Consider the following 13533-nt stretch of genomic DNA (forward strand, 5'->3'; position numbering starts at 1 on the left):
CCTGGCCGCCGCACAGTCGGTCCAGAGCCGTCGCCGGCCTTGTCCGGACTGCGACCCGTCTCCGGTAGTTCCAACACGCCTGGCCAGGTTCCACCTACCATGTCCCGGCTCACACGCGAGCCCCGGCACTGGGTGCTCAGCTCGCCAAGTGCCGCGCTCACTGGCCAACTGAAGCGCTCGGTCACATCCGCGGCGGCGGCCGAGCCGGCTAGTTGTTGCATGAATGTTCCGCACTGCGTATATTCATGCCAAGCTGCTGAGGAGGAACGTCATGGCTTTGCGCGTCGCCGTCGCCGGCGCCAGTGGGTACGCGGGTGGTGAGGTGCTGCGCCTCCTGCTCGGGCATCCGGAGGTGGAGATCGGTGCGCTGACCGGCGGGTCGAACGCCGGCACCCGGTTCGGCGAGCTGCAGCCGCACCTGCTGCCGCTGGCCGACCGGGTGCTGGAGCCGACCACGCCCGAGGTGCTGGCCGGGCACGACGTGGTGTTCCTCGGGCTGCCGCACGGGCAGTCCGCGGCGGTCGCCGAATCGCTCGGCGAGGACGTGCTGGTGGTGGACTGCGGCGCGGACTTCCGGCTGAAGGACGCGGCCGTCTGGGAGAAGTTCTACGGCTCCCCGCACGCGGGCACCTGGCCGTACGGCCTGCCCGAGCTGCCGGGCCACCGGGCCGCGCTCAAGGGCACCAAGCGGATCGCCGTCCCGGGCTGCTACCCGACGGCCGTATCGCTGGCGCTGTTCCCGGCGTACGCTGCGAGGTTGGCGGAGCCGGAGGCGGTGGTCGTGGCGGCCTCGGGCACCTCCGGCGCGGGCAAGGCGGTCAAGCCGCACCTGCTCGGCAGCGAGGTGATGGGGTCGATGAGCCCGTACGGCGTCGGCGGCGGGCACCGGCACACGCCGGAGATGGCGCAGAACCTGGCCCCGGTCGCGGGGGAGCCGGTCACCGTCTCGTTCACCCCGACCCTGGCCCCGATGCCGCGCGGCATCCTCGCCACCTGCTCGGCCAAGGCCAAGCAGGGCACCACCGCCGAACAACTGCGCGAGGCGTACGCGGCGGCCTTCGCGGGCGAGCCCTTCGTCCGCCTGTTGCCCGAGGGGCAGTGGCCGCAGACCAGCGCGGTCTACGGCTCCAACGCCGCGCTGATCCAGGTCGCCCTGGACGAGCACGCCGGGCGGATCATCGCGATCAGCGCGATCGACAACCTGGTGAAGGGCACCGCCGGCGGCGCGGTGCAGAGCATGAACATCGCCCTCGGCCTGCCGGAAGAGCTGGGCCTGTCCGTGAACGGAGTCGCACCGTGACAAGCAGTCGGAACGTGGGCGTGACCGCGGCGAAGGGCTTCCGCGCCGCCGGTGTCACCGCCGGGATCAAGGCCTCCGGTACCCCCGACCTGGCCCTGGTGGTCAACGACGGGCCGTTGCTCGCCGCCGCCGGCGTCTTCACCTCCAACCGGGTCAAGGCGGCCCCCGTCCTGTGGTCCGAGCAGGTGCTCAAGGGCGGCCGGGTCTGTGCCGTCATCCTCAACTCCGGTGGCGCCAACGCGTGTACGGGACCGCTCGGGTTCCAGGACACCCATGCGACGGCCGAGAAGGTGGCCGAGGAACTGAAGCTCAACGCGGCCGAGGTGGCCGTCGCCTCGACCGGTCTGATCGGCGTCCGGCTGCCGATGGACGTCCTGCTGCCCGGCGTCGAAATGGCTGTGCGGACGCTCGGTGAGGACGGCGGCGAGGCGGCCGCGATCGCCATCAAGACCACCGACACCGTGCACAAGACGGCCCAGGTGGCCGGGGACGGCTGGACGGTCGGCGGGATGGCCAAGGGCGCCGGCATGCTCGCGCCGGGCCTGGCCACCATGTTGGTGGTGCTCACCACTGACGCCGCGGTGGACAGCGAGGGCCTCGACGAGGCACTGCGCGCCGCGACCCGCACCACCTTCGACCGGGTGGACTCCGACGGCTGCATGTCCACCAACGACACCGTGCTGCTGCTGGCCTCCGGCGCCTCCCGGATCACGCCGGAGGCGGGCGAGTTCGCCGAGGCGGTGCGCACCGTCTGCGATGACCTGGCCCGGCAGCTGATCGGCGACGCCGAGGGTGCCAGCAAGGACATCCGGATCGACGTGGTCAACGCCGCCACCGAGCAGGAGGCGGTGGACGTCGCCCGGACAATCGCCCGCAACAACCTGCTCAAGTGCGCCATCCACGGCGAGGACCCCAACTGGGGCCGGGTGCTGGCCGCGATCGGCACCACCTCCGCCGCCTTCGACCCGGACGCCCTGGACGTCGCCATCAACGGCGTCTGGGTCTGCCGGGGAGGCAGCGTCGGCGAGGACCGCGACCTGGTGAGCATGAAGGACCGGGAAGTGGTCATCACCGCCGACCTGAACGCCGGTCAGGCCGCCGCCACCGTGTGGACCAACGACCTCACCGCCGACTACGTGCACGAGAACAGCGCCTACTCCACCTGAGCCGGGGGACACCACCGTGCAGATCGCACCCAAGGGCGAACAGGCCCGCAACAACACCGCACTGCCCAAGGCGATGACGCTGATCGAGGCGCTGCCCTGGCTGGAGCGCTTCCACGGCAAGACCGTAGTGATCAAGTTCGGCGGCAACGCCATGGTGGACGAGGATCTCAAGGCGGCCTTCGCCCAGGACGTGGTCTTCCTGCGCTACGCCGGGCTGCACCCGGTCGTGGTACACGGCGGCGGCCCGCAGATCAGCGCGCAGCTGGACCGGCTGGGCCTGGAGACCTCCTTCACCAACGGCCTGCGGGTCACCACCCCGGAGACGATGGACGTGGTCCGGATGGTGCTGGCCGGCCAGGTGCAGCGCGAGCTGGTCGGGCTGCTGAACGAGCACGGCCCGTTCGCGGTCGGCCTGACCGGCGAGGATGCGCACACCATGACCGCCGTCAAGCGGTACGCGGTGGTGGACGGTGAGCAGGTGGACATCGGCCTGGTCGGGGACATCGTCAACATCGAGGCCGGCGCGGTGAAGGCGCTGATCGCGGACGGCCGGATCCCGGTCATCTCCAGCATCGCGCGCGGCGCCGACGGCCACGTCTACAACATCAACGCCGACACCGCCGCCTCCGCGCTCGCGGCCGCGCTCGGTGCGGAGATGCTGGTGGTCCTCACCGACGTCGAGGGGCTGTACGCGGACTGGCCGAACTCGGACGACGTGATCAGCCAGCTCAGCGCGAGCGAGCTGGAGAAGATGCTGCCGGACCTGGCCAGCGGGATGCTCCCCAAGATGGAGGGCTGTCTGCGGGCGGTGCGCTCGGGCGTGGGCACCGCGCGAGTACTGGACGGGCGGGTGCAGCACTCGCTGCTCCTGGAGATCTTCACCGACGAGGGCATCGGCACCATGGTCGTCCCGGACGACGAGGCGAGCGTGCTCGGGGGACTGGCATGACGAGCAACTCCGAACTCACCCGGCGCTGGCAGCACGCGCTGATGAACAACTACGGCACCCCCAGGATCCCACTGGTGCGCGGCGCCGGCGCCAAGGTCTGGGACGCCGACGGCAGGGAGTACCTGGACCTGGTCGGCGGGATCGCGGTGAACGCGCTCGGCACCGGACACGCGGCAGTGGTCGAGGCGGTCACCCGGCAGATCGGGCAGCTCGGCCACGTCTCCAACCTGTTCCTGGCCGAGCCGACGGTGCGGCTGGCCGAGCGGCTGATCGGGCTGTTCGGGCGCGAGGGCCGGGTGTTCTTCTGCAACTCGGGCGCCGAGGCCAACGAGGCCGCCTTCAAGATCAGCCGGCTCACCGGCCGCACCCACCTGGTCTCCGCCCAGGGCGCCTTCCACGGCCGGACCATGGGCGCGCTGGCACTCACCGCGCAGCCCGCCAAACAGGACCCGTTCCGCCCGCTGCCCGGGGACGTCACCCATGTTCCCTTCGGCGACATCGAGGCGCTGCGCGCGGCCGTCACCTCCGACACCGCCGCCGTGTTCCTGGAGCCGATCCAGGGTGAGAACGGCGCGATCCCGCTGCCGCCGGGCTATCTGAGGGCGGCTCGCGAAATCACCCGGGCCACCGGGACCCTGCTGGTGCTGGACGAGGTGCAGACCGGCGTCGGCCGCACCGGCCACTGGTTCGCCCACCAGGCCGAGGAGGGCGTCGACCCGGACATCGTCACCCTCGCCAAGGGCCTCGGCGGCGGGCTGCCGATCGGCGCGACCGTCGCCTTCGGCGCGGCGGCCGAACTGCTCCAGCCGGGCCAGCACGGCACCACCTTCGGTGGGAACCCGGTGGCCGCGGCCGCGGGCCTCGCGGTGCTGGACACCATCGAGGCCGAGGGCCTGCTGGAGCACGTCCAGAAGATCGGCGAACGGTTGCGCGCCGGGGTCGAGGCGATCGGCGATCCGCTCGTCTCGCACGTCAGGGGCGCCGGGCTGCTGCTGGGCATCGTGCTGACCGAGCCGGTCGCGGCACAGGTCCAGGCGGTGGCGCAGCAGACCGGGTTCCTGGTGAACGCGGCGGTGGCGGACGCGGTGCGGCTGGTTCCGCCACTGGTGCTGACCGAGCAGGAGGCGGACGACTTCCTCGCCGCCCTGCCGGAGATCCTGCGCACCGTGCGAGTCGCCGCCCCCGACGCGAAGCACGGCGCGTAGTCCGGGAGAATTATCAGTATGACCGTATCCCGACCCGACCAGCCCGCCGCCGGTCCGACGCCGCAGGTCCCGCAGACCCGTACGGCCAGGCACCGCCGGATCGTGGACCTGTTGACCCGTCAGCCCGTCCGCTCGCAGAGCCAGCTGGCCAAACTGCTGGCCGATGACGGACTCGTGGTCACCCAGGCCACCCTCTCCCGGGACCTGGACGAGCTGGGTGCGGTGAAGATCCGCAACCGGGATGGCGCGCTCATCTACGCCGTCCCGGCCGAGGGTGGTGACCGTACGCCGCGCGCGCCGATGGGGGAGTCCGCCAGCGAGGGCCGGATGGCCCGGCTGGCCGGCGAACTGATGGTGTCCGCGACGGCCTCCGGCAACCTGGTCGTACTGCGCACTCCGCCGGGCGCGGCGCAGTTCCTGGCCTCGGCGATCGACCAGGCGGAGGTGTTCGAGATCATCGGCACCATCGCGGGTGACGACACCGTGCTGCTGATCAGCCGTGACCCCTCCGGTGGCCAGGCCCTGGCCGACCACCTGATGCTACTGGCCCAGTCCAAGGCCCAGTAGCGGCTGCGCCGGCCGACCCGGGACCGCCCAGGAGCCCTGTGCTCCTGGGCGGTCCGCGTTTTCGGCCCACCACTCGGGCGGGCGGACGAATAGTTTTGATTTCCATACGAGGTCATGCATACTTATACCCATCACCGTATGGGGCGCGCACCTGCCGCCGACCCACCCGTTCGCACTGTTGTGAAGGAGAAAGCCGTGACCGAGCGCGTCGTACTCGCCTACTCGGGCGGTCTGGACACGTCCGTCTGCATCGGCTGGATCGCCGAGGAGACGGGCGCCGAGGTCATCGCCGTCGCCGTCGACGTCGGCCAGGGTGGCGAGGACCTCGAGGTCATCCGTCAGCGCGCGCTGGACTGCGGTGCGGTCGAGGCCGAGGTCGCGGACGCCCGTGAGGAGTTCGCCGACGAGTACTGCCTGCCGGCGCTCAAGGCCAACGCCCTCTACCAGGGCCAGTACCCGCTGGTCTCCGCGCTTTCCAGGCCGGTGATCGTCAAGCACCTGGTCGCCGCCGCGCAGAAGCACGGCGCCACCACCGTCGCCCACGGCTGCACCGGCAAGGGCAACGACCAGGTCCGCTTCGAGGTCGGCATCAACTCCCTTGCCCCCGCCCTGAAGTGCATCGCCCCGGTGCGCGACTACGCGATGACCCGGGACAAGGCGATCGCCTTCGCCGAGTCCAAGGGCCTGCCGATCGCGACCACCAAGAAGTCCCCGTACTCGATCGACCAGAACGTCTTCGGGCGGGCCGTCGAGACCGGCTTCCTGGAGGACATCTGGAACGCCCCGATCGAGGACGTCTACGAGTACACCCAGAACCCGGCCACCGCGCGCGAGGCCGACGAGGTCGTCATCACCTTCGAGGCGGGCGTCCCGGTCGCGATCGACGGCAGGAAGGTGACCGTCCTCCAGGCGATCGAGGAGCTCAACAAGCGGGCCGGCACCCAGGGCATCGGCCGCCTCGACATGGTCGAGGACCGGCTGGTCGGCATCAAGTCCCGGGAGATCTACGAGGCTCCCGGTGCGATCGCCCTGATCACTGCTCACCAGGCGCTGGAGAACGTCACCGTCGAGCGCGAACTCGCCCGCTACAAGCGGCAGGTGGAGCAGCGCTGGGCCGAACTCGTCTACGACGGCCTGTGGTTCTCCCCGCTCAAGCGCGCCCTGGACGGCTTCGTCAACGAGGCCAACCAGCACGTCAGCGGCGAGATCCGGATGGTGCTGCACGGCGGCCGCGCGGTGGTCAACGGTCGCAAGTCGGACCAGTCGCTGTACGACTTCAACCTCGCCACCTACGACACCGGCGACACCTTCGACCAGTCGATGTCCAAGGGCTTCATCGAGATCTTCGGGATGTCCTCGAAGATCGCCGCCCGCCGCGACCTGGCCTGATCCCTCCCCCACACCCGGTCCCGGCTGCACCCCCACGCAGCCGGGGCCGCCCCCTACCCCGCAGAAGGAGCCCCGCGATGTCGTCCGACCAGCCCTACTCGGGAGTCACTGATGTCCGTCTCTGGGGCGCGCGCTTCGCCGACGGTCCCTCCGAGGCGCTGGCCAAGCTCTCCGCCTCCGTCCACTTCGACTGGCGGCTCGCGCCGTACGACGTCGCAGGCTCCAAGGCGCACGCCCGGGTGCTGCACAAGGCCGGCCTGCTGAGCGAGGACGAGCTGGCCGCCATGCTGGCCGGTCTGGAGCAGCTGCTCGCCGACGTCGCCTCGGGTGCCTTCACCGGCACCGTCGCCGACGAGGACGTGCACACCGCCCTGGAGCGCGGCCTGCTGGAGCGGCTCGGCGCCGAACTGGGTGGCAAGCTCCGCGCCGGCCGCTCGCGCAACGACCAGATCGCCACCCTGTTCCGGATGTACCTGCGGGACCACGCGAAGACCATCGGTGGGCTGGTGCTGGACCTCCAGTACGCCCTGGTGAACCTCGCCGAGGCGCACCCCGACACCGCGATGCCGGGCCGCACCCACCTCCAGCACGCCCAGCCGGTGCTCTTCGCCCACCACGTCCTCGCGCACGCGCAGGCCCTCGGTCGGGACGCCGAGCGGCTGCGCCAGTGGGACGCCCGCACCGCCGTCTCCCCGTACGGCTCCGGCGCGCTGGCCGGCTCCTCGCTCGGCCTGGACCCGCAGGCGGTCGCCGCCGACCTCGGCTTCGAGGGCGGCTCGGTGGCGAACTCCATCGACGGGACCGCCTCGCGCGACTTCGTCGCCGAGTTCGCCTTCATCACGGCCATGATCGGGATCAACCTCTCCCGGATCGCCGAGGAGGTGATCATCTGGAACACCAAGGAGTTCGGCTTCATCACGCTGCACGACGCCTTCTCCACGGGCTCCTCGATCATGCCGCAGAAGAAGAACCCGGACATCGCCGAGCTGGCCCGGGGCAAGTCCGGCCGGCTGATCGGCAACCTGACCGGCCTGCTGGCCACCCTGAAGGCACTGCCGCTCGCCTACAACCGGGACCTCCAGGAGGACAAGGAGCCGGTCTTCGACTCCTGCGACACCCTCGAGGTCCTGCTGCCCGCCTTCACCGGCATGATGGCCACCCTCACCGTGCACCGCGAGCGCCTGGAGGAGCTGGCGCCGGCCGGGTTCTCGCTGGCCACCGACATCGCCGAGTGGCTGGTCCGGCAGGGTGTGCCGTTCCGGGTGGCGCACGAGGTGGCCGGGGCCTGTGTGAAGGTCTGCGAGTCCCAGGGCATCGAGCTCGCCGACCTGACGGACGCCCAGTTCGCCGAGATCTCCCCCCACCTCACGCCCGATGTCCGCTCGGTCCTCACCGTCCACGGCGCCATCGCCTCGCGCAACGCCCGCGGCGGTACCTCGCCTTCCGCAGTCGCCGCCCAGCTGGCCGAGCTCAAGGCCGACCTCGCCGTGCAGGCCGCCTGGCTCAAGGGCTGACCCGCACGGAGCAGTACCCACCGGGAAGCACCGGCCCGCCGAGGCGGGAGGGGCTCCCCGGCGGCGCGGGGCACCGCGCTAAGGGGGCACCCCGGCCGAAGACGGGGGTGGAAGGCTCCCGCCCGCACCCGGCCTCGGTGACCGGCTCGCACCCCGCCCCTCCCGCAGGGGCGGTGCGCACCGCTTCGCCGCAGGAATCGTGCGGGCGGGAGCCTTCCTCCCCCAGCCTTCGGCCTTGGGGGTCCCCCCGGCCGGAGGCTGGGGGATGGGGCTCCCCGGCCGAAGGCTGGGGGAAGGGCGCCCCCCTTCGCAGCGCTCCCCGCGCCCCCCGGCTGCGCTCCGGGCCGTTCCCCCCTAATGGGTTTTCCCGAGCAGCCGAGCGTCCCGCCGCATCCGATACTCGACCCATGGGTGCCAGAGCCGTCGCAGCACTCCGAAGAGGGTTCCGAGGCCAGCTGATCACCCCGGGCGACCCGGAGTACGACACGGCCCGAGCCGTGTGGAACGGCGCGATCGACCGGCACCCCGCACTGATCGCCCGCTGCACCGGCACCCCGGACGTCCTGCTGGCCGTCGAGGTGGCCCGCGAGTACGGGCTGTGGCCGACGATCCGTGGCGGCGGCCACAGCGTCGCCGGCCTCGCGGTCTGCGACGGCGGCCTGCTGATCGACCTCTCGCGGATGCGCGGCGTCCGGGTGGACTCCGGCCGTCGGATCGCGCACGCCGGTCCGGGCGCCACTTGGGCCGAGTTCGACCAGGAGACCCAGCGCCACGCCCTGGCGACCCCGGGCGGGCTGGTGTCCGGCAGCGGGATCGCCGGCACAACCCTCGGCGGAGGCTTCGGCTGGCTCAGCCGGGCCTACGGGCTGACCTGCGACAACCTGTTGGAGGCCGAGCTGGTGACCGCCGACGGACGGGTGGTCACGGCGAGCGCGGCACTGCACCCGGACCTGTTCCGGGGCATCCGGGGCGGCGGCGGCAACTTCGGCGTCGTCACCTCCCTGTCCTACCGGCTGCACCCGGTCGGCCCGCAGGTGCTCTGCGGCGAGCTGTACTTCGCGGCCGACGAGGCTCCGCAGGTGCTCCGTGCCGTCCGCACCCAGCTACGCGGTGCCCCCGACCAGCTGGGTGCCGTCTGCCTGCTCGGCACCGCACCGGCCGCACCCCACCTGCCCGCCCGACTGGCCGGCACCCCGGTCGTCCGGATCGGGCTGTGCCACGCCGGCCGACCCGAACGCGCGCGGGGCGCGGTGGCACCGCTGCGCGCCCTGCCCGGCGTACTCGCGGACACGATCCAGCTGCGCCCCTACACCGTGTGGCAGCGGACGCTGGACCCGGGGCGCGGCCCGGGTGCCCGCAACTACTGGAAGTCCGAGTACCTCTCCACCCTGGACGACCGCGCGATCGCCACCCTCACCGAGCACTTCGCGCGGATCACCTCACCGTCCTCCGAGATCCAGCTCGTCTTCCTCGGCGGCGCCATCGCCCGGGTCGGCCCCGACGACACCGCCTACACCCACCGCTCGGCGCCCTACCTGCTCAGCATCAACTCCCGCTGGGAGCACTCCGAGGAGGACCCCGGGCACACCGCCTGGACCAGAGGGCTGTGGAGCGCGATGCGGGCCTTCTCCTCCGGCGGAGGGTATGTGAACTTCCTCGGCCAGGAGGGCCCGGCACGGGTCCTGGAGGCGTACGGACCGGTGAAGTACCGGCAGCTCACCGCGCTCAAGGACGTCTGGGACCCGGGCAACCTGTTCCGCGTCAACCAGAACATCCCGCCCAGCTACTGACCGGGTGACCCGCCGTCACCGGCCGGGCCGACGGTCGGTCATACCGGGTGTGATCCCCGTCGCCGAGCTGCACCCCGCCTTCGCCCCGCTCGCCGCCGTGCTGGCACACCGGCACCGCCTCGACCCGCAGGACCTGGAACAGGAGGTCTGGCTGCGGGTGCTGGAACGGGCCGCCGACGGCACCCTGCCCCGTGACCGCGTCTCCTGGGTCCGGGCGCTCACCGTCCAGCTGACCGTCCAGCACACCGCCCGGTCGCCGCAGCCCCACCGGAGCGTGCGGCCGGTGCCCTCCGCCGAGGAGCAGCTGCTGACCGCCTACCGCCACCGCGCCGTACGGCGGGCGCTGGCCCGGCTGCCCGGACGCTGCCCCGAGCTGCTCACCGCACTGTCCGAGTCACCCGAACTGACGTACCAGCAGCTGGCGGAACGGCTTTGCCTGCCGAGGGGCAGCATTGGGCCGATCCGGTCACGCTGCCTGGGGTGCCTGCGGGCGCTGCTGTACAGCCACCGGCCGGAACGGCCGTCGGAGACCGGCTGGTGACGTCTGAGTGACGCTCACCACGTCGGGCATCCGGAAGGTTGAGATCCGGGGACGGCTGGGTAGAGCCGTGGCTAACGTCCTCCTTGACGGTGGCCGAGGCGGCCGGATACTGAGCGTGAGCGAGGGCCGGGCTCCGGAGACCGCGGGGTGCGGCGCTGCGCGACCCCCGGTCAGGGCCGATCCCCGTCCGGGGCACACCTCCGGCAGAGCACCCGGTGCCGCACCCACACCCGGCACCCGGGAACCAACGATGGGGAGGCCCCCGCACATGGGCATGAGCGTGATCATTTCGGTGGCGACCGAGGACGACGCGGAGCAGATCCTCAAGCTCCAGTACCTCGGCTACCAGAGCGAGGCCGAGCTGTACGGAGACTGGGGCATCGAGCCGCTGACGCAGACGCTGGGCAGCCTGCGGGCCGAACTCTCCGATCGGCACGTGCTGGTGGCCAAGCTGGGCGACGAGGTCGTCGGCACCGTCCGCGGCCGGGTGGAGGAGAACGGGGTCGCCCGGGTCGCCCGCCTGGTGGTCCACCCCCGGATGCAGCGCCACGGCCTCGGCGGCCGCCTGCTGGACGCCGTCGAACGGCAGCTGCTGGACCGGCACGACGTACGCTCCTTCGAACTCTCCACCGGACACCGCAGCCTCGCCAACCTCCGCCTCTACGCCCGGCACGGCTACCGCCAGCGGGAGGTCACCGAGGTGAGCCGCCGACTGAGCGTGGTCGCCCTGGAGAAGCCGGTGCACTCGGAGTACGCCGCCACCGCCTGAACGCCGGCGGCCGACGGCCGGGCGGCGGTGCCCGTACGGACCGCCCGACCGTGCCTTCTGAGACAGTTCCCGGCAGCGCCCGGTCCCTGTGGACCGGGCGCTTGGGCTTGTGCCGTCAGGATCCTTCGCCTTGCAACCACTGGGTCGTGTCCGCAATGCGGACGGCTGGTCCTGGTAATTGGGACCCGGTGCATATGTCTGATTTACTAGCACCCATGACTGCGACAACGACCTGCACCCCCTCCGGCACCGTGCCGGCAGGTGAGCGCTGCATGTGCTGTCGAATGTGTCACTGCTGAGGGTCACCGCCCCTGCTCGCGCCCCGAAGCGAGCCCCGCTGAAGCGGCTCCACGCGCCCGTACCGCGGCGCTGCCGCACACCTTTTGGATCCGGACCCGTAAGGGCCATGCCCACGCGCGTCCCCGCCTGCCGGCGGCCACGATCGAGGTGTGGCAGCGGGACCCCCACCCCCCTTCACAGGCGTGCCCGAGGCATGCCGCTCACCGCCACCGGCGCGCCGGCCATCAGCCGTGCGCCCCCGACCAACGGAAGCAGCTGTGATCACCACCAAGGACCTGACGAAGGTCTACCGCTCCAGGGGCCGCGAGGTCACCGCCCTCGACGGAGTCGACCTGCACGTGAGGGAGGGCGAGGTCTACGGCGTCGTCGGTACCAGCGGCGCGGGCAAGAGCACCCTCATCCGCTGCGTGAACATGCTGGAGCGCCCGAGCTCGGGCAGCGTCACCGTGGACGGTGTCGAGCTCAACGCGCTGCCCGGCCAGGAGCACCGGGCCGGCCGCGACCTGCGCGAGGCCCGCCGCCGGATCGGCATGGTGTTCCAGCACTTCAACCTGCTCTCCTCGCGGACCGTCCAGCAGAACGTCGAACTCCCGCTGGAGATCATCGGGCTGGACCGCACCCAGCGCCACCGCAAGGCCGCCGAACTGCTCGACCTGGTCGGTCTCGCCGACAAGGCCCGCAACTACCCCGGCCAGCTCTCCGGCGGCCAGAAGCAGCGCGTCGGCATCGCCCGCGCACTGGCCGGCGACCCCAAGGTGCTGCTCTCCGACGAGGCCACCTCCGCGCTCGACCCGGAGACCACCCGCTCCATCCTGTCCCTGCTGCGCGACCTCAACCGGCAGCTCGGCCTCACCGTCCTGCTGATCACCCATGAGATGGACGTGATCAAGTCCGTCTGCGACTCCGCCGCCCTGATGCGCGGCGGCAAGGTGATCGAGTCCGGCGGGCTCACCGAGCTGCTCGCCACCCGGAACTCCGAACTGGCCCGCGAGCTCTTCCCGCTCGGCGAGTTCGGCCACGGGCAGCCCGGCAACACCGTGGTGGAGATCACCTTCCAAGGTGACACCTCCGCCCAGCCCTTCGTCTCCCAGCTGGCCCGCACCTACCAGATCGACATCAACATCCTCGGTGCCGCCGTGGAGCACATCGGTGGCCGGATGGTCGGCCGGATGAGGGTCGAACTGCCCGGCGGCCACCAGGAGAACGTGGTGCCGATCGGCTTCCTGCGCGAGCAGGGCCTGCAGGTGGAGACCGTGAACGAGGCGAACGGAGCCGTGGCATGACCTGGGACCAGATGCAGGAACTGATGTGGCCCGCCACCGCCGAGACCTTCCAGATGGTCGGCGTCGCCACCCTCGCCACCATCCTGCTCGGGCTGCCGCTGGGCCTGCTGCTGGTGCTCACCGACAAGGGCGGCGCGCTGCAGAACGGCCCGGTCAACCGGGTGATCGGCGCGATAGTCAACGTCGGCCGCTCGCTGCCGTTCATCATCCTGATGGTCGCTCTGCAGCCCTTCACCAAGGGAGTGACCGGCACCACCATCGGCTGGCAGGCCGCGTCCGTGCCGCTGACCGTCGGCGCCATCCCGTTCTTCGCCCGCCTGGTCGAGACCGCGGTCCGCGAAGTGGACAAGGGCCTGCTGGAGGCCGTCCACGCGATGGGCGGCGGCACCTGGACCGCGATCCGCAAGGTGCTGCTCCCCGAGTCGCTGCCCGCGCTGGTCTCCTCCGCCACCACCACGATCATCGCGCTGATCGGCTTCTCCGCGATGGCCGGCACGGTCGGCGGCGGGGGACTCGGCACCCTCGCCGTCAACTACGGCTACCAGCGTTTCGAGACCGCCTTCATGTGGGTCATCGTCGCCGAGCTGGTGGTGATCGTGATGGCGATCCAGCTGATCAGCGACCTCATCGTGCGGCGGCTGGCCGACCGCGGCGGCTTCGGCGGCACCACCCGCCTGCTGCGCTCGCGCCGCACCGAGCTCACCGAGGAAGAGGAAGAGCTCGCCCTGCCCCACTGACCACGCCGTCTGCCCTCCGGGGC

At 71.5% G+C, this 13533-nt stretch carries 12 protein-coding genes; all 12 read left to right on the forward strand.

Annotated elements, in window-relative coordinates; all coding sequences use genetic code 11:
- Nucleotides 1–271: 271 nt before the first annotated feature.
- The 12 genes from argC to ABD369_RS16355 all read left to right on the forward strand — a co-directional run bounded on the left by argC (nucleotide 272) and on the right by ABD369_RS16355 (nucleotide 13510).
- Nucleotides 272–1300: an N-acetyl-gamma-glutamyl-phosphate reductase gene (argC, locus tag ABD369_RS16300; RefSeq protein WP_344637128.1), complete on the forward strand. Its 1029-nt coding sequence runs from the start codon at nucleotides 272–274 to the stop codon at nucleotides 1298–1300.
- A 14-nt stretch (nucleotides 1301–1314) separates the two neighbouring features.
- Nucleotides 1315–2466 (forward strand): bifunctional glutamate N-acetyltransferase/amino-acid acetyltransferase ArgJ, encoded by a 1152-nt coding sequence (gene argJ / locus ABD369_RS16305; protein ID WP_344637284.1) that lies wholly within the window; start codon nucleotides 1315–1317, stop codon nucleotides 2464–2466.
- A gap of 73 nt (nucleotides 2467–2539) precedes the next feature.
- On the forward strand, nucleotides 2540–3415 hold the full coding sequence (gene argB / locus ABD369_RS16310) for an acetylglutamate kinase (protein WP_344637285.1): 876 nt from the start codon (nucleotides 2540–2542) through the stop codon (nucleotides 3413–3415).
- Nucleotides 3412–4620 carry an acetylornithine transaminase gene (locus ABD369_RS16315; RefSeq protein ID WP_344637129.1) on the forward strand — a complete coding sequence of 403 codons (1209 nt, stop codon included), beginning with the start codon at nucleotides 3412–3414 and terminating at the stop codon, nucleotides 4618–4620. Before argB ends, ABD369_RS16315 begins: the two co-directional genes overlap by 4 nt.
- A gap of 18 nt (nucleotides 4621–4638) precedes the next feature.
- Nucleotides 4639–5187 carry an arginine repressor gene (locus ABD369_RS16320; RefSeq protein WP_344637130.1) on the forward strand — a complete coding sequence of 183 codons (549 nt, stop codon included), beginning with the start codon at nucleotides 4639–4641 and terminating at the stop codon, nucleotides 5185–5187.
- A gap of 195 nt (nucleotides 5188–5382) precedes the next feature.
- Nucleotides 5383–6576 (forward strand): argininosuccinate synthase, encoded by a 1194-nt coding sequence (locus ABD369_RS16325; protein ID WP_344637131.1) that lies wholly within the window; start codon nucleotides 5383–5385, stop codon nucleotides 6574–6576.
- Nucleotides 6577–6653: 77 nt separating this feature from the next.
- Nucleotides 6654–8090, forward strand: a complete 1437-nt coding sequence (gene argH / locus ABD369_RS16330; protein ID WP_344637132.1) for an argininosuccinate lyase — start codon at nucleotides 6654–6656, stop codon at nucleotides 8088–8090.
- Nucleotides 8091–8497: 407 nt separating this feature from the next.
- Nucleotides 8498–9880 (forward strand): FAD-binding oxidoreductase, encoded by a 1383-nt coding sequence (locus ABD369_RS16335; RefSeq protein ID WP_344637133.1) that lies wholly within the window; start codon nucleotides 8498–8500, stop codon nucleotides 9878–9880.
- Between the two features lie 49 nt (nucleotides 9881–9929).
- Nucleotides 9930–10421, forward strand: a complete 492-nt coding sequence (locus ABD369_RS16340) for an RNA polymerase sigma factor (protein ID WP_344637134.1) — start codon at nucleotides 9930–9932, stop codon at nucleotides 10419–10421.
- Nucleotides 10422–10689: 268 nt separating this feature from the next.
- The gene (locus ABD369_RS16345; protein WP_344637135.1) at nucleotides 10690–11190 is read left to right on the forward strand and encodes a GNAT family N-acetyltransferase; all 501 of its coding nucleotides are present in this window, start codon (nucleotides 10690–10692) and stop codon (nucleotides 11188–11190) included.
- 557 nt (nucleotides 11191–11747) lie between these two features.
- Nucleotides 11748–12773, forward strand: coding sequence for a methionine ABC transporter ATP-binding protein (locus ABD369_RS16350; RefSeq protein WP_344637136.1), 1026 nt, complete (start codon nucleotides 11748–11750; stop codon nucleotides 12771–12773).
- On the forward strand, nucleotides 12770–13510 hold the full coding sequence (locus ABD369_RS16355) for a methionine ABC transporter permease (protein WP_344637137.1): 741 nt from the start codon (nucleotides 12770–12772) through the stop codon (nucleotides 13508–13510). Before ABD369_RS16350 ends, ABD369_RS16355 begins: the two co-directional genes overlap by 4 nt.
- Nucleotides 13511–13533 lie beyond the last annotated feature (23 nt).

Origin of the sequence: Kitasatospora cystarginea (genome assembly GCF_039533515.1) — a bacterium.
Classification (GTDB): Bacteria; Actinomycetota; Actinomycetes; order Streptomycetales; family Streptomycetaceae; genus Kitasatospora; species Kitasatospora cystarginea.

Coding starts and splice junctions, on each gene's coding strand:
- argH (WP_344637132.1), top strand. CDS start 6,654: ATGTCGTCCGACCAGCCCTACTCGGGAGTCACTGATGTCCGTCTCTGG.
- ABD369_RS16315 (WP_344637129.1), top strand. CDS start 3,412: ATGACGAGCAACTCCGAACTCACCCGGCGCTGGCAGCACGCGCTGATG.
- ABD369_RS16320 (WP_344637130.1), top strand. CDS start 4,639: ATGACCGTATCCCGACCCGACCAGCCCGCCGCCGGTCCGACGCCGCAG.
- ABD369_RS16335 (WP_344637133.1), top strand. CDS start 8,498: ATGGGTGCCAGAGCCGTCGCAGCACTCCGAAGAGGGTTCCGAGGCCAG.
- argC (WP_344637128.1), top strand. CDS start 272: ATGGCTTTGCGCGTCGCCGTCGCCGGCGCCAGTGGGTACGCGGGTGGT.
- argB (WP_344637285.1), top strand. CDS start 2,540: ATGACGCTGATCGAGGCGCTGCCCTGGCTGGAGCGCTTCCACGGCAAG.
- ABD369_RS16345 (WP_344637135.1), top strand. CDS start 10,690: ATGGGCATGAGCGTGATCATTTCGGTGGCGACCGAGGACGACGCGGAG.
- ABD369_RS16355 (WP_344637137.1), top strand. CDS start 12,770: ATGACCTGGGACCAGATGCAGGAACTGATGTGGCCCGCCACCGCCGAG.